Genomic DNA, 17,842 nt, shown 5'->3' with positions numbered 1-17,842 from the left:
CCTTTACTAACAATAGTCTCAAGTTCTTCATGTTCTGCCTTGCTTAGCGTCACTCTGTACTTTATCATAATCACCTCACTTTTGTGAGACAATTATTCTCATCCCTTGCGACTTGTCAAGCTTGACATGACACTAGTATCTGAAAATATTGATCAAACAGACGATTTTCTGATAGGAAAAATCTGGGCTTTAACCAGACGCGCGAGTAGTAAGATCGAGCCTTATGTTGTTTCAAAAGACAGATTTGAGATGGATGAAGTATCTCCTCTTATTCAATTAGTTAAATCTCAGGGAATTCGTATATATTAGTTGACTTATCACAACTCACCGATTCGGGTACTGCTAGTTTGAGGTACTTCTTAAGTCTCACTTTCAAATTCTAAACTCTAAAATCCTCAACTCTCGCTTGACACTCTTTCCACAAATTTTCACGTTCCTCTTAAAAAATAATAAGGAATTTATATGCCAGAAACTAATAGAAATTATCTTTCTGATGAATTCATCGCTCAGCTTGATAAATTCAATCTGCGCGCCCGACTCATCGTGGAGGGATTCATCACGGGACTGCACAAATCTCCCTATCATGGTTTCAGTGTGGAGTTTTCCGATCATCGCCAATACAATCCTGGCGATGCGATCCGCAACGTAGATTGGAAAGTATATGCCAAAACTAATCGCTACTACATTAAGCGCTACGAAGAGGAAACCAACCTTAAAAGTTATCTCATCATCGATCACAGCGCTTCTATGGGGTTTTCGTCTGGCAAGATTTCCAAACTGGAATTCGCCAAAGCGTTTGCTTCTGCTCTGGCATATTTGATGATAAGTCAGCAGGACGCTGTGGGATTGCTTTCCTACACAAATGAAATAACGAATTACGTTCCTCCGCGATCGATGAGATCATATCTTTCAGTCCTATTCAAGGAGCTTTATAATCTACAGCCGCAAGATACAACGAATACCGTGGAAATTTTACATTCTCTGGCAGACCGCATCAAAAAGCGCGGATTGATAATTTTAATTTCTGATATGATCGATGATCCGGAAAAAATTCTACAGGGATTGCAGCACTTTCGACATCAAAAGCACGAAGTTATTCTTTTTCATATTCAGGATACACAGGAACTGGATTTCAACTTCAAGTCCGAAACAGAATTCATCGATTCGGAAACAGGCGAAAAAATCACTGTGAATCCCTGGCAGATCAGGAAGGATTATCAGAAAGCTTACCAAGAAAACTCAGATTTTCTGAAACGGAAATGTCACGAATCTTTCATCGAATATAATCCTATCACTACTGCAACCAGCTTCGATGAGATTCTGTTGAATTACTTGATCAAAAGATCGAAATTGATGTAACGCAAACATCCCTGTTTGCGAAATAGTATAATCAGTATAAATAAACCTGGAAGATTTAAAATATCTACTCTCGATCTGCAGATCGAGTTATTTTTATTTCATCAGCATGCATTTCCTGGTAGCGGTAATTTTTCCATTTACCAGCAATCTCACGAAATATATTCCCGATGCTTGTTCTTTGCCAGTTTTATCTTTTCCATTCCAAACTACATGATGAAATCCTCTCTCTTTTTCATTATTTAGGATCATGCTTATTTTCTGTCCGCGAACATTGAAAATGGAAATCTCGACATTGGAATCTTCCGCCAGCTGATAACTGATCTTGGTGGAAGGATTGAATGGATTGGGATGGATACTTTGCAGAGCATCTGTTATTTCAGGAATGTTCTGACCAGTTCCAACATCAAACCTTTCAATTTCATTGGAAAGTGCTGCTTCAGAGATCACACCATTCGTATAATTTACGATCACAGCGTACTGATACATTTGAGCATTCAAACTATTCCAACCATTATCCATATAAGTTGTGTCGTTATATGTCGATTCTAATAATGTCCACTGTGTAGGATCGTTGCTGTTTATTGAAAGAAAGCGATATATCGTATAAGATTCAAAATCACGCATTGCCGAAACAGGAGCATTCCATTCCAGGGTAAGTTCCGTTCCGGTAAGATCCTGAGATGCAAAAACATTGGTAGCAGGAAGTGCAACTTCATCCAGAATAATTATTCCCAGATCTACATCATCAGTTTGAACATCGATCTGCTCTACATGTGGTTGAAAGCCGGTATAAGTTACATTCAGCTCATAAGATTCATTTCCATAAACTTCCGGAAAAACAAAGTTTCCATCAGCATCGGTTTGGGTGTTATAATCTTCTGCTCCCAGAAGATCAACAGTTGCATTCACCAAACCAACCGCGGGCTCGATACTGCCTGTGATCTGTCCTTCAATTTGAACTGTTGGCAAGCTGGTTAATGTAAAATCTATGGTTGTTACCTGATCGGTTATAACAATTCCATTGGCAGTTGCAGATTCATAACCCGCTTTGTGAGCCGTGAAGTCGTAATTTCCTTCGATCAGATTTCCAAACTGATAGAAACCTGCGCCATTACTGTAAGTAGAGATATTGGATTGTTGTACATCGATCGTAGCTGTAGGAATTAGATTTCCAACTTCATCATAAACATGACCTTCCACAATTCCCAAATTTGTAAGTGAAATATAAAGATTTATATTGGGAAATCTGCTAAATAAAAAACCATCTGGTGGTCCATTGGGAGAAAGTGGGCTTGGTGATCCAACCGCCCTGGTTCTATCGAAAAACGGAGTATTTATGGTTTCGTAAAATTTGTTATCAATACTAAAAGTATCAGTCATATAAACATGATGGGTCATAATGCAGAGATTACTTCCGTTGTAGGAATAGGGGGTATCAAAGGGAAAAACCACATCATGAATTCCACTGAAAAAATCGACGTCTCCACCAAAAACCTGTGTTAAAGATCCTGCAGGAATCCAACCGCCTGCCAAATTGTTTGCCGTTGTTTCTGCCATAAAAACTTCCACTGGAGCATTCAGAACAGATTCTTCAAAATTTGACCTATAACTGATCGCATAAATATCACCGATTGCATTAATCTCGTTGCTCATATAAATTGTTTCCGCCAGGCTGGCATTCATGTGAAACTTGAACGGATACCAGTTTGTAAGATCATTTCCAGTTCCTATATGAATCTGTCCCAAGCCATATTCATAAATAGTTACATCAAAATTATCGGTCACATTATTGCTAAGATCATCATCCTGAGCAGTAACTACTTCTGCATAAACATAGGTTTGAGCGGCAGGTTCATCTTGAGGAACTATCCAGACCAGATGATGAACAACTTCTTCTTCCGATTCCAGGGTTTCATCGATATAAAGCGAATCCAATAAAATCCCGCCTTCCCGATATAAGACTACCGAATATTCATCCTGCGGATTTGTTCCATAGTTTTTCACTAGAACGTCATAAACTCCCGAAAAACCCTGATAAAGAGCAGAAGGACCCTGAATATAATTAGCTGAAAGATCATAATCGAAAGTAGTACTAATGGGAAAAGTGATGCTATCCAGCCAGCCGCAATCAGCTCCGCTTGTTCCCTGACTATCTTTTTCATACGACCAGGAAAAAGTGTAATATCCAACCTGAACATTCATAGAATACTGTTGCCAGGCTGTATTACCACTTATCGAGGCAATTTCGCTGCCATCCAGATAAAAGATGAGAAGATCGCTTTCTATTTCGCTCTCCGTCTTCCACCAGAAGCTCAATTCGCTGGGTGTTACCACTTCCAAAGTTATTGAAAGCTTGGAATACTGATTGGCTTCCACAGCTCCAGTTTTTGCACAATAGTTTCCCTGGAAAGGATCATCAACAGTGGTAGACCAATTGGCATAACCGGAAAACTCCCAGTTGTAAGAAAGAAAATTCCCGCTTTCAAAACCTTCAAAATTCTGTGCCGAAAGTAATCCAAAAACAAATAAAACAGATAGGATAAATATCTTTTTTCTCATCATAACATCCTAATTTTTATTTTAAAATTAATGCAATATTTGAACCAAAAAACAAAATTGCCGCCCAGTCAGAGCGGCAATAATTACAGTTGAATTATTTCAGAAGAAGCATCTTCTTCGTTTGATCTATCTCTCCACTGCTAAGTTTGTAGAAATAAACGCCGGAAGTAACTGCTCTTCCACTATCATCTTTACCATTCCAAACCACTTCATGGTTTCCTGCAGGCTCTGCTCTATTCACCAGAGTTGTTACTTTCTGTCCTTTCACGTTGAAAACATCAATGCTGACATGACCGGAATTCTTGATCTGATATTTTATGGTAGTAGCGGGATTGAAAGGATTGGGATAGTTTTGTGAAAGTGCACTGATTTGCGGAACCAGGTGAGGATTTGCCGAAGTGAAATCCGTGATCTTGATAGCGGTATACTTCAGATTTCCACCCAGGTTTTCTCCATAACCCTGAACTGTGGAACCAAAGCTGTTGTCATCGAAGAAAAACAGGTGAATCACAGCTTCATCATCTGCATTGCCAGGTCCATTTTCGATTACTTCTATTTTATCTCCCGGATACAGATAAACAGGGATCATTCCGTCCAGTTGAGGAGCATAATTATCATCATCCGGCTTGGCATTCATAAAAATGGGTTCGCTCCAGGTTTCGCCATGATCTGTAGAAATTGCTATTGCCACTTCGGGATAACCTTCCCAACCAGCATAAGCAGGTTCTCCCTGAACCGCAAATCGCTGTTTTAACCCATCATTCCAAACAGCTGCCACGATTCCATAATCATCATTCACGGCTAATTTCGTATTATTTTCGTGGAAGGCAACATCCGCCACATCAAAATAGATAGGCCAGCCGCCAACCCAGGTTACATTTCCATCAGGATCGAATTCATCAACATTTCCGTCTTCATCCAGATCCCAGGGCAACATTGGAATATCATCGGAGGGATTGGCACCTTCAATATACAGATCATAAAAAGAAAATTCTTCTGTAACAATATCAAATGTAAATACTTTTGGATACTTTAAAGAAATATCGGGATACCATAAATCGGGACGCAGAAGCATGTTCATTGAGCCAAGAAAACGCAATTTTGAATTATCGTTTGTGAAAATTGCATTCTGATGATTACAGAGCTGAGGAGCCATATAAATTTCGTGAGGCTGTCCTGTATCGGGATCGATAAAGGCATAAGTTCCATCCTGATTTTGTGGATTGTCTATATCTATATCAATTGGTATGCTATAATATTCGTAATCACCTTCACCATAATTATCATTCAAAAATACAAACAGTTCATCAACAGTATTGTAACCCATAATGGCAACTTTCCCATCATCTGAAACGGCATATGAATGGTAAGGTCGAATTTCTTCGGGAATGCCCTGATTCCAATTATCCATTTCGGGAATTGTGGTATAAGTCCAATCCAGTTCAGATTGCGCATTAAGATCGTTTTCATTGAAATCGGCATAGCCAATCAAAGAATTTTCGGAAGGATTTCCCGATGCTAAATGGCTGGTATAATTGTTTCCAAAAATGTAAACACGTCTTTTATCGGCAACTGGAGATGGACCGATATGAACATAGGGCCACACAAAATCATCATCGGGAAATGCAGTGGGAATTGATCTGTCGATTACGATAAAAGGTTCTTTCCAGAGTCCGGGAGCACCAAGATGATAAAGGTCGTATGTAAGCAAAACTTCGGAGCCGTTGGGATCGGCAAATTTGATGTGATAAGCTACAAATGGATCTCCGCTTTCAGGATCGATGTCTATTCCACCATAACCTTCGCGAATATTGTTGGACGTGATCGTAGCAACATTGGTAACATTTCCGCTGCCATCCACATAAGCATAGTATTCACGACGGGTAGATGCGGCAGTTTCTGTGGCATGGAATACAATATACATTCCGCCATTTGGACCAGGCTGCAGACGTATCGGGGTGCTGTTGTAACTTCCCGGCATGTAATCGTAGTAGGATGTTATCAACTGTACAGGATCAACAACAAACTCATAATTTGGTGCTTCTCGAGTTGATTGAAAAGTTTTTGCCAGGAATTCTTCTGCCCTAACTTCTTCTCTGGCTGGGGACGGTAACATGAAATCCTCTGCAAACATGAAAACCGTGAGACTGAAAATAAACAAAACAAAGATTGTTTTTTTCATCAATACCTCCTAATTTTTGTGTATTCTTTAACACATACACTTTTTTTATTTTTTTATATAATCTCGTCAAATATTTTATTCGATAAGATGATAACTCTGAATTTTTCGATTAATATGTTACTGAAAATAAAAAAAAAATTGTAATAAACTATTTGACAATCATTTAGAAAATAACTTTTTTTGTTGTTGTGAATTCCAAAAAAATTTAAATGGGAGGAGTTATGAGCAAAATTATTATTTTGTGTGGTTTCTTTTTTTTAGTTTTTTCGTTGAATGCATACACTACTATTTCCGGTGATATGAGTGGAGAAACGCTGGCGGCAGGCACTTATTTTGTAGATGATCACATTTTCGTAAATGCTGGAACAACATTAACGATCGATCCAGGAGCAATTCTAAAATTTGCTACCGGCAAACGTTTATATGTAGAAGGAACTTTGAATGCAATAGGTCTTAGTACTACCTATATTGTATTTACTTCTCAAAATGACGACATAGTAGGAGAAACGATAGTTGGTTCTACAGGAAATCCAGATTATGGAGATTGGGGTTGTATTTATTTTGATGGTAATTCATCATCCGAAGGTATTTGTGAAATGGAACGATGTAATGTTAAATATGGGGGAAATACTTGGAATGCTAACATACAAATTAAAGATTCGAATTCTGGATTTGTAAGATATAGTTTTATAAGAACAAGCAGTTCGCATGGTTTTATAATAAATTACTCTGATCCAGAAATATCAAACAACCTTATTGCTTTAAATCAATCTGATGGCGTTTTTATCGGTGGAGATTCAAATCCCATAATTTCATCAAACAATATTTCAGATAATCAGAGTGATGGAATCTCTATAACTATGGACTCAGCTCCAAGCATTATATCAAATTATATTGAATCTAATTTTGAATATGGAGTTTATGTTAGCCAATCAACTAATTTACCTCAGATTACGAATAATAATATTAATGATAATGGTCTAAATCCAATTTATTGTTATGCAAATCAGATTGGTAATATAACTTCAAATTCATACTCAAATAATGGCGAACAGAAAATTAAAGTTTATGGAACTACAATAAGTGAAGATGCTACCTGGGAAGATCCGGGAATTCCATACTCGGTTAACTCATCAGCACATATTTACGTGCAGGGAACCGACGGAGCAGATAATGTAACAACACTTACTATCGAACCAGGAACAGAAATTCAATTTGATTCTGTTTATCTTTATATTGGACATGATTCCAGTTCAGCATATCCAGGTAAATTGATAGCCAATGGTACAGAAACGAATCCGATCACTTTTACGTCCAACGAACCATCACCATCCGCAGGAGACTGGTATGGAATCTATTTTGCCGATTATGCCGATGATAATTCTGAATTGTCATATTGTACTATCAAGTATGGTGGAATAACGGCAAGTTACGACAATATATATTTAAATGGCTGTTCCCCAACGATTTCTAATTGTGAAATTTCTTATGCTGATGGAAATGGAATTTATTGTAATAACTCAAATCCGCAAATCTCAAATTGTAATATTCATGATAATTCTTCCATTGGAATTTATTGTAATGATTCATCTCCAGATATTACAAATTGCACCTTGTCTTCACATGGTACATTTGGAATTCAGTTAGCTACCAAAAGTTCTTTGGCAACAATAACTGGAAACAGCATAAATTCCAGTGGAAACGCACCGATAAAATGTTATGCACGCCATATTGAAAATCTATCTGGAAACACCTATTCTGGGAATGGTCTGCAGATGATCTATGCTTTGGGAGATACGATCTCTACCGATACAATTTGGGAAGATCATGGAATTCCCATTTTAATTGAAGGCGATACTTATGTTATTGGAACTGATGGTGCAGAAACAGTAACTCAGCTTACAATTCAGGAAAATGTAGAACTGTATTTTGCTACAGATACAGGACTCTATATAGGTGGTTCAAATTCTTCTGAACCTGGTGCATTATGGGCTGTAGGTTCGGCAGGAAATGAAATACTTTTTTCCGGATACAATCAAACAGCAGGAAGTTGGGATGGAATTAAATTCGATGATGGATCTAACAGTTCTCAATGTAAATTGTCTTATTGTAATTTAGAATATGGTGGATTTTCAGATACTAATCTTAATCGTGAGATGATTGATTGTAATGATTCACCTTCAGAAATAACATATTGCAATATATCATATTCGAATAATTCAGGAATAGGATGTTCAAGTTCTAACACTATTATTTCGAATTGTACTTTGACAAATATGAATTATTATGGTATAAATTTGTTGAATTCAGATAATTCTACTACTGTTTCTAACTGTATTATTAATATATGCAATATAGGAATTGGTATTATTGGAAATCCAACTATTTCTGACTGTGTAATTTCTAATAACAGTCAATATGGTATTGAGTGTCGTTCTGATTTGGGTTATCCTGTAATCACAAATAATCAGATAAATTTGAACGGTTCTCACCCTATAAGTTGCTACGCCGGAATTGTTTCTGGTATATCTAATAATACTTATTCTGGTAATGCTGTTTCTTCAATAGAAGTAATAGGAAGTCCAATATCCAATGATGCAACCTGGGTAGATCAGGGAATACCATACTATGTAACTTCTTCCAATCACATTTATGTGCAGGGAACTGATGGAGATGATAATTTGACTACACTAACAATAGAACCTGGTGCAGAAATTCAATTCAATTCAAATCATCTCTATGTTGGACATTCATCCAATTCTTTGTATTCTGGAAAATTAATCGCTATTGGAACAGAAGAAAACAAAATTACTTTTACTTCTGGTAGTTCTACTCCATATGCAGGTGACTGGATGGGAATCTATTTTTTCGATTATGCCGATGACAGTTCTGAATTGTCAAACTGCATCATCGAATATGCAGGAGCATCAACTTATTCTGGAGTTTCAATAATGAGCAGTTCTCCCACAATTTCCGAGTGTGAAATTTATGAAAGTGGACATTCAGGAATTCATACAATTCAAAGTTATTCATCTATCTCTAACTGCGAGATTTACGATTGCGATCAAAGAGGAATAGATGCCGAAAATTCTAATCTTGATATCTCAAATTGTTTAATTTTCGACAATGATATGGGAATTTTTAATCATATTTCCAGTGGTTATCTTTTGATCACAAATTGTACTTTGTATGGAAATAATTATGGTTTCAGTGGAAGTTCTGGAACTTCAGCTACAATTTTAAATTCAATAATCTGGAACAGTACAACTTCCCAAATTTATATTGGTGCCGGATATAATCTGGATATTGGTTATTGTGATATTCAAAATGCCTGGAGTGGTACTGGAAATATAAATTCCGATCCTGAATTTGTTGATCCATTATTAGATAATTACGAATTAGCTTACAATTCACCCTGCATCGATACCGGTGCACCTTCTTCTCCCTTAGATCTCGACGGTACAAGAGCAGATATGGGCTATAAATATTTTGATAGATCAATCGGAGTTCCAACCATCGATCAAATTGCCGATGTTCCCGATGATCAGGGAAGGCAGGTGCAAATCGTCTGGAATGCAAGTTCTTATGATGAAAACGGATCTTTAGTTCCTGTCGCTCAATATTCTGTGTGGAGAAATGATGAGATCTTTCCCACAGATGACACGCTGATCTTTGACGATATGGAATTGCTATTTGAACAGGTCAAAAACGCAAAATCATCAAAACCTTTGTATTTGAATACCGATGAAGCAATTCTAACATATATCAATACAGTTCCGGCGATGGGATTTTCGCAATATTCGCTGATTGCACCGACTTTGCAGGACTCCAGTTCAGCCGGCACAAATAATTCAGAATTTACAGTTTATGCTCATACCGATGTTACCTTGATTTATTTTGCTTCTGAATCTGCTTTTGGTTACTCGGTTGATAACATTCCACCCTGCGAAACAACCGTTTATGTATTGAAAGAAAATGACAACTTCAAACTGAGTTGGGATGAGATTGAAAATGGCATTTTAGAAGGCAACCTATATCCTGAATTGAACGGAATCTGGTACAAGATTTATGCTGGAAATGAACCGGAATTCGTTTGTGATGAACAGCATTTAGTTGAAACGGTAACAGATTTACAATATGATTATCCGATAAATTCTGTAGATTCTAAAAAATTCTTTAAAGTAATTGTTTCTGATAATCCCTGATAAAAAGTGCTGAGGGCTGTTGTAATTTTGCAACAGCCTTTTTTTATTTCATCAAAAGCATTTTCCGTGTAACTTCTTGATTTCCAGCTTTCAACCGTGCAAAATAAACACCGGAAGCAATGGCTTTGTTATTGTCATCTTTTCCATTCCAAATGACAGAATAATTATTTGCTGTGCCTGATCCTTCGATACAATGCTGCGCATCACTCAGGATGACAGGCAGAGTTTTTACTTTCTGGCCTTTTAAATTATAGATTCCCAAAGTCATAAACGAGGATGTTTGTGTTACGTTAAAACTGATCGTTGTACTTGGATTAAAAGGATTGGGAAAGTTGGAAATTTGAAATGAGTAATTAGGAATTAGATTTTCTTTGAAATTTACTTGTTCAATCCCCTCATAATGAAATCCAATATCCACATAATTTTCATCCCATTCCAGGTCGGTTCTGGTTGTAAATTCTTCCAAACCGTAATCTACAGGAAAACCTTGTCCCGCATCCACGCATGGACTTTGTATCGATTGACCTGAAGATAGCTGAGAAAGAAAATAATTTCCTTCTGTGCTTGAAGAAAAAAGTGGGTCTTCCGAAATATTGAAAAAACTGTCACAAGCAGTTCCATTTATATTTATTCCCCAGTTCATGTTTCCAATATCAGGTGGAAAATTAACATAATTTTCATCATTATTCCAGACATTGTTATTACCAATGATTCCTACAAAATCGTTATTATATAAACCAATTTCATTATACATGATAATATTGTTTTTTATACTTCCATTTTTATGAATTAAAATTCCATGATGCTCGTTATTAATAATTGTGTTGTTTTCTATTATAAGAAAATATGGCTCATATCCATCTTGATGTGTACTTATTCCTGAATCATAGTTATTAATTATTAAATTATTTCTAATAATGGCATTTGAATGAGCAACAAAAATTCCTCCTCCATCTCCTTGGTAAATTTCATTGTCCATTATAATATTATGATAAATTTCCGGTGATCCATACATTATATAAATACCTGCCCCATAAGTAAATGATGGCCAAACCTCAGGTTGTGCTGAGTTTTCTTTAATAGTATTTTCATAAACATGAGCATTTGATGAATATAGATTAATTCCACAACCTCCAGCAGAAATATTATTTTTTATAATATTATTTCTAATTGTTGGGGATGAATTCTCACAAAAAATTGCATTTTTGTCAGAGTTTTTTATAGTAAATCCTTCGATAACATCTGTTGAATTTTGATGCATATTTAGCAATCGAAAACCCCATCCATTTTCTTCAATATCAATTATACATGATTCTGGGCCATTTTGAGATTTTACAATCAGATGCTTTTCATTACCATTCCAACTTAAAGTCTTATTATGAAAACCTGTATAAACACCATCGGCAACCAAAACTGTATCTCCATTTGAAGCTTCATTGATTCCATCTTGGATTGTTGGTTGATCAGCTGGAACATGAATAATTTCAGCGTAAAACAGCGAAAAACTGGCTATAACAAAAAAGAATATACATTTCATTCTTAACTCCTACTATTTCATCAACAACATCTTTTGTGTTGCAATCTGGTTTCCTGCTTTCAGTTTTGCAAAATAAACACCTGATGAAACGGGTTTGTTGTTGTCATCTTTTCCATTCCAAACGACGGAATAACTATTTGGTGTGCCTGATCCTTTCCCGAGTGAAGACTCGGGACTCAGGATGACAGGCAAAGATTTCACTTTCTGTCCTTTTAAATTATAGATATCAATTTGTGCTGATTCGAGTAAATTCGTGGTTCCTATTTGTCTTAAATCTGAAATCTGAAATCTGATTTCTGTAGATGGATTGAAGGGATTGGGAAAGTTGGTGAGATTGATAGAGGAAGTAGAAATCAATTCCTCACCAATTTCCGTCATACAGCTGAAATCTATCTCGAGAGAGCAATATTTCTGCATTCCACCAAGATTATCACCATAACCTTGAATTGATGTACCCCAGGAATAATCATCTAAGAAGAAAAGGTGTAATTTTCCTTGATTATTTCCCAAATCCTCGATCTTATCTCCTGGGTAAACATAACATGGAATCATCTCTGCAAGTTCTGCAGTTTCATTGGCATTCAGGAAAATCGGCTGGGACCACGAATCACCGTTATCTGCCGAAACGCAGATAGCGATTTCCGGAACCTGGAGCCAGTCGTCATAACCAGCTACTCCTTCCTCTGCATAACGTGCTTTTAAACCATCATTCCAGACCGCAGCCAACCAGCCGTTTTCTTCGTTTTTGGTTATTTTGAAATTATTTTCGTGATACGTTCCGTCAGGATCTGGATAGTAAATTGGCCAGCCGTCAACCCAAACAGGATCGCCATTCATATTTACAGAATCTATAATTCCATCTTCATCCAGATCCCAGGGAATCATCGGCTCATTATCAGATGGATTTTCACCCTCGATGTAAAGATCGTAAAAACTGAATTCATGAGAGGTTACATCAAAATTGAAAACTTTTGTATATAGCATCGGAAGATCGGGATACCAGGAACTTGGTTCTATCAGCAGATTCATTGCTCCCAGAAAAGAAATTTTACTATTTCCATCGTGGAATATACTGCTGTGATGATTGCATAAATATGGTGCAAAGTATAATTGCTGAGGAGTTCCGGGAGTTGGATTCCAAACTTCATGATGCGCTTCCTGAGAGTAAAAATCGAACTCTCCTTCACCAAAATTATTATTGTGCAGAACAATTATCTGATCAGTTAGATTACTATTTTCAAAATCTGCAGCTATATAACCAATAAAAGCTATCTGTCCATCATCAGATACAGATGCAGAGAGGAAAGGTCTTACATGATCAGGAGAATTGTGCCATTGATCTAACAGAGGAATTGTGCTGTAAGACCAATCCAGATTGGAAAACAAATTCAGATCATTAACATCAAAATCTGCATAACCAATTAATATATTTTCGGATGGATCGCCAGTAACAGGTGACGATGCTATATTTTTTCCAATCACGTAAACTCTTCTTTTATCTGTAAGAGGAGATGGTCCGATATGAACTTCCGGCCAGATGAATTCATCTTCCGGTGCATTTGCTGTTTGAATGTAATCATCAAAAACAACAAATGGATCAATCCACATACCCGGGCCACTCAAATGAAATAAGTCATAAGAAGCTAAAACTTCCAGATCAGCCGTTGCAGTATCCCAATTTCCGTGCCAGGCTACAAAAGGATCACCAGTAACAGGATCAAGATCTATTCCCGGATAACCTTCTTGGAAATCATCGACAGCAATTGTACTGTAATTAATGGGAACACCAAATTCATCGATATAAGAAAAATAGATTCTGCGAGTGGAAGCGGCTGTTTCTCTGGCATGGAAAACAATGTAAACGCTGCCATCTATTTCAATCTGGATTGGCAAAGCATTGTAACTTCCCGGCATATAATCGTAATAATTTGTGATCAGATCAATCGGTTCGGTAATAAATTCATAAGTTGGCGTTTGAGAAAACAACACACTTCCTATCAACAGTGTTACAATTACAAATATTCTTTTCATCTTTCCCCCTATTTTTTTTGAATTAATATATTTACAATCATTATTTGTTCCAAATGATTTTATACGGTTATTATAAAGTTAAATGCTTGTAATACAGAACTTTAACTTATTTCCGTAAAATCTAAAAAGTTTTTTTTCACTGCTGTTTTACGCTCAGTTGGGCGGATATAAAGCAACCTTGCGGATGGTTACAAACCTCCGCAATGGTTGCGATCTGCGATCAGATTGCAGTAATTGTATTTGCGAAACCGGAGTTGGGGAACGAGATTTGGGTTGGAGTTTGGAAATGTGAAAAACAAACCTTGTGGATGGTCAAAAAAACCTCCGCAATGGTTGGGTTTTTTGATTTTTAACCTTGCGAAGGTCAACAAAGCAAGAAGTACAAAAACCTTCGCAAGGTTATACTATCGTTTTTTTTATTTCTATCTGATGTTTGATGATCTTACGTTTAAGGGCATCGCGTGAAATTCCCAGCAGTCTGGCTGCTTTTGTTTGATTGAAATCAGTTTTGTCCAGAGCTGTGAGGATCAATTTCCTCTCATTCGCATCCAGATCGATTGAATTATTAACTTTTATATTTTGCATTTCGCAATTGAAATCTTCTACTTTTAATGTGTTTGCTGAATTCAGCATCAAAGCTCTTTGAACCATATTTTTTAATTCTCGAACATTTCCCGGAAAATGGTATTTCTGCAGTTTATTCAAAACTTCATCAGGAATTACAGGAGCGGGTCTGTTTTGTTTTTTGGAAAATTGTGAAATGAAGTTTTCTAAAAGTGGTTTGATATCATCAATTCTTTCTCGTAGAGGAGGTATCTCGATGGAAAAAGCATTGATTCGATAGAAAAGATCCTGACGGAATTTTTCCTTCTCTATCAGTTTATTCAAGTTTTTGTTGGTGGCGGAAATTATGCGGATATCAACCGAGATTTCTTTGTTACTGCCCACAGGTTTTATTTTTTTTTCTTCGATAGCTCGCAGGATTTTGGATTGCAGTTTCAGCGGCATATCAGCAATTTCATCCAGAAAAAGTGTTCCGCCATCGGCGAGTTCAAAACAGCCTTTTTTATTCTCTGAAGCTCCGGTAAAAGAACCTTTGATGTGACCGAAAAATTCGCTTTCCAGCAGAGTTTCGGGAATGGCAGAACTATTGACAGGATAAAAAGGATTCTTTTTACGAACTGATGCATGATGAATAATGCGCGCAATTATTTCTTTTCCGGTGCCGTTTTCGCCAGTTATCAATACATTCACATCAGAATTTTGTGCCGCTGTCATCGCCATTTCCAGCACATCTTGGATCGATTTACTTATTCCAATAAAATCACGTTCGATCAAGCCTTCCATTTCTCTCGAGATCAAAGAATAATGATCTTCCACTTTTTGCAGCTTTGTTTGCAAATTCAGGAATTTCTCGGTGCGCTGAATTGCCATCTGCACATCATAAAGTTTGAATGGTTTGGGAATGAAATCGATCGCTCCCAGCCGCATCGCATCGATCACGGTATTCATGTTGCCATGACCGCTGATCAGGATAACTTCGAGGGCAGAATTAATCTTTTTAACTTTTCGCATTACTTCGATGCCGTTCATCTGCGGCATCATCACATCTGTGATAATTATATCGATCTTATGTTTCTTTAATACTTGAAAAGCTTCTCCTGGAAGATTTGCTGTGAATATAACGAAATTCTGTTTCTGCAGAAATTCGGCTAAAGTATCGGTTATTCTCTGCTCATCATCCAAAATCAAAACTGCTAATTTTTTCATATATTCACCTCTTCCAATCCTACAAATATCAGATAAAATTTTTAATCTTTCTTTTGTTCGTTTTTGTTGGTTGTTTCAACTACCTCTTTGGGAAAGGAAACTCTAAATATAGTATTGTTATTTTCTACCAATTCAATTTTCCCCTTCATTTCTTTGATTATTCCATAAGCAATAGAAAGTCCAAGTCCCGTGCCATCACCGAATTTTTTGGTTGTGAAAAAAGGTAGAAAGATATTCATTTTTACAGATTCTGAAATTCCAATTCCATTATCCTCTACTTCCAGAAAAACTTCCTTTTCATTTTCGTTGGAATGCACTGTCACTGTCTTTTCTGGGATTCTATCATCTTCCAGAACAGCGTCTTTAGCATTGGAAAGCAAGTTCAATACAACTTGCTCAAATTTATAGACATTACCTTCAATTTTGGAAAGATCATCTTTCAATTTCAGTTTCAGATCGACTCCATTTTTATCAAACTGTTTCTGGATCATGGAAACAGCATTCTGCACACTTTCATTCAAGCAGAATTTTTTGGTGATCTCATTTTTCTGTTCACTGGAAAATGTAGAAATATGTTCACTTATCGTCTTTATGCGTTCAATATCTTCGTAAATAAATTTCAGCTTCTGTTTCAAATATTTGTTATCGAGTTTTTTCTCGGTCATCTCTATTTCTATGCTTTCCGCTGAAAGCGAAATATTTTGCAGAGGTTGATTGATCTCATGTGCAATTCCGGCAGCCATTTCTCCTAAAGATGAAAGATTTGCCTGATGCACAATTATCTGCTGTTGCTCTTTCTGTTTTTGGAGAGCTTCGGCAATTTTTTCTCGTAGTTCCTGGTTGACTTTCTGTTTGGTTTTGTAGCGATAATAAAAGAGAAATGTAACCACAAAAAGAATGATCAATCCAAAATAGAGCCGCCATTTTACCAGCTTCTGCTTTTCCAGTTCCAGGCGGTAAATTTCATTTTCCTGTTCCTTCTTTTCCATTTCAAATCGCACTTGCATTTCTGCGATCTTATTGGAACTTTCTGAGCTGAAAATACTGTCTTTTATTGTCGTATATTTTTCGAAGTTTTCATAAGCCTTTTTAAAATTTTCCTGCTTTTTGTAGATCTCGGCGTACAGATAATAGCAATTCTGGATAATTTTTTGAGCATTAATTTGCTGTGCAATCTGCAAACTATTTTCCAAAAAATTCAGAGCATTTTGCAATTCACCAGTTTCTTTATAAAGATTGGCAATGTTATAAAATACTCTCGCATTTCCTCTTTTATCACCTATTGTTTCATAAACAGTTTGAGCATCATGAAGATATTGCAGTGATTTTTCGAATTCCTTTAGATTGCCGTAAATGATACCTAAATTATTGGTAAAATGTGCTATTCCCATTTGATGGCTGATCTTCTGCATCAGGTCAAGAGCTTGTTCGTAATATTGGATCGCAGTATCGAATTCCTCTTTGGCCATATAAACATTTCCGATATTACTGTAAGCTCCGGCCAATTTTGCTTCATCAGAAGATTTTTCCTTCAATTCAAGTGATTTCTGATAATATTCCAGAGCTTTATCATAATTGGAAAGAGTGTAATAGATATTTCCGATATTATTGTAGGAAGTGGCAATTCTATTCTCATCGCCAATTTGCAGATTGATCTCTAATGCCTGAAGATGATAATCCAAAGCACTGTCGATATTGCTTTGAGAATCGTAAATATTGCCAATGTTATTCAAAGCATTGGCAATACCTTCTTTGTAATCGATTTCTTGGGCAAGTTCCAGAGATTGTTTCTGGTATTGTAATGCCAGGTCATAATGATTGGAATCAAAAAAGTAAAATCCCAAATTGCTAAAAGCGTTTATTTTACCTTTGGGATAATCAATTCTCTGGGCTTCTTGAAGAGCTAATTCTGCATAAAAATATGATGAATCCGCATTTATCGAACTATATTCCTTGGCCAATCTATTCAAAACATCTACATATTTATCTTTATCAGTATTTCCTAATTTTGTGTACAGACTATCAATAACTGACACTTCTGCTGAAATATATGCGACTATAAAAAATAGTGTAACCAAGAATATTTTTTTCATATCATCCCATTTTTTTTCGATTCAATTGTAATTGAAAAGATCGATTTGGGTAAAACTTGTAAAGAAAAAAACCTTCCGGGCTATAAAAACCCGAAAGGTTTTGAAT

Annotated in this window: 9 protein-coding genes; 3 read left to right on the top strand and 6 right to left on the bottom strand. The window is 36.5% G+C overall.

Annotated elements, in window-relative coordinates; all coding sequences use genetic code 11:
- Positions 1 to 126: 126 nt before the first annotated feature.
- Together K9N40_06860 and K9N40_06855 are read left to right on the top strand one after the other, a co-directional pair.
- Positions 127 to 309: a hypothetical protein gene (locus tag K9N40_06860; protein ID MCF7814178.1), complete on the top strand. Its 183-nt coding sequence runs from the start codon at positions 127 to 129 to the stop codon at positions 307 to 309.
- Positions 310 to 462: 153 nt separating this feature from the next.
- The gene (locus K9N40_06855) at positions 463 to 1,359 is read left to right on the top strand and encodes a DUF58 domain-containing protein (protein ID MCF7814177.1); all 897 of its coding nucleotides are present in this window, start codon (positions 463 to 465) and stop codon (positions 1,357 to 1,359) included.
- Positions 1,360 to 1,452: 93 nt separating this feature from the next.
- Here the strand turns inward: K9N40_06855 and K9N40_06850 are convergent, their stop codons facing one another.
- Both K9N40_06850 and K9N40_06845 read right to left on the bottom strand, forming a co-directional pair.
- Positions 1,453 to 3,918, bottom strand: coding sequence for a carboxypeptidase regulatory-like domain-containing protein (locus tag K9N40_06850; GenBank protein ID MCF7814176.1), 2,466 nt, complete (start codon positions 3,916 to 3,918; stop codon positions 1,453 to 1,455).
- A gap of 94 nt (positions 3,919 to 4,012) precedes the next feature.
- Positions 4,013 to 6,100: a T9SS type A sorting domain-containing protein gene (locus K9N40_06845; GenBank protein ID MCF7814175.1), complete on the bottom strand. Its 2,088-nt coding sequence runs from the start codon at positions 6,098 to 6,100 to the stop codon at positions 4,013 to 4,015.
- A 221-nt stretch (positions 6,101 to 6,321) separates the two neighbouring features.
- Here K9N40_06845 and K9N40_06840 point away from each other — a divergent pair, with 221 nt between their 5' ends.
- On the top strand, positions 6,322 to 10,305 hold the full coding sequence (locus K9N40_06840) for a right-handed parallel beta-helix repeat-containing protein (protein ID MCF7814174.1): 3,984 nt from the start codon (positions 6,322 to 6,324) through the stop codon (positions 10,303 to 10,305).
- 43 nt (positions 10,306 to 10,348) lie between these two features.
- Here the strand turns inward: K9N40_06840 and K9N40_06835 are convergent, their stop codons facing one another.
- From K9N40_06835 to K9N40_06820, 4 genes are all read right to left on the bottom strand, one after another.
- Complete coding sequence (locus K9N40_06835) at positions 10,349 to 11,842, bottom strand: right-handed parallel beta-helix repeat-containing protein (GenBank protein MCF7814173.1); 1,494 nt, start codon at positions 11,840 to 11,842, stop codon at positions 10,349 to 10,351.
- 12 nt (positions 11,843 to 11,854) lie between these two features.
- Positions 11,855 to 13,873, bottom strand: a complete 2,019-nt coding sequence (locus tag K9N40_06830) for a hypothetical protein (protein ID MCF7814172.1) — start codon at positions 13,871 to 13,873, stop codon at positions 11,855 to 11,857.
- Between the two features lie 399 nt (positions 13,874 to 14,272).
- The gene (locus tag K9N40_06825) at positions 14,273 to 15,643 is read right to left on the bottom strand and encodes a sigma-54 dependent transcriptional regulator (GenBank protein ID MCF7814171.1); all 1,371 of its coding nucleotides are present in this window, start codon (positions 15,641 to 15,643) and stop codon (positions 14,273 to 14,275) included.
- A 41-nt stretch (positions 15,644 to 15,684) separates the two neighbouring features.
- Positions 15,685 to 17,736 (bottom strand): tetratricopeptide repeat-containing sensor histidine kinase, encoded by a 2,052-nt coding sequence (locus K9N40_06820; GenBank protein ID MCF7814170.1) that lies wholly within the window; start codon positions 17,734 to 17,736, stop codon positions 15,685 to 15,687.
- Between the last annotated feature and the right edge of the window lie 106 nt (positions 17,737 to 17,842).

The organism is Candidatus Cloacimonadota bacterium (assembly GCA_021734245.1).
Classification (GTDB): Bacteria; Cloacimonadota; Cloacimonadia; order Cloacimonadales; family TCS61; genus B137-G9.
This window is presented reverse-complemented; position numbering and strand designations above follow the sequence as displayed.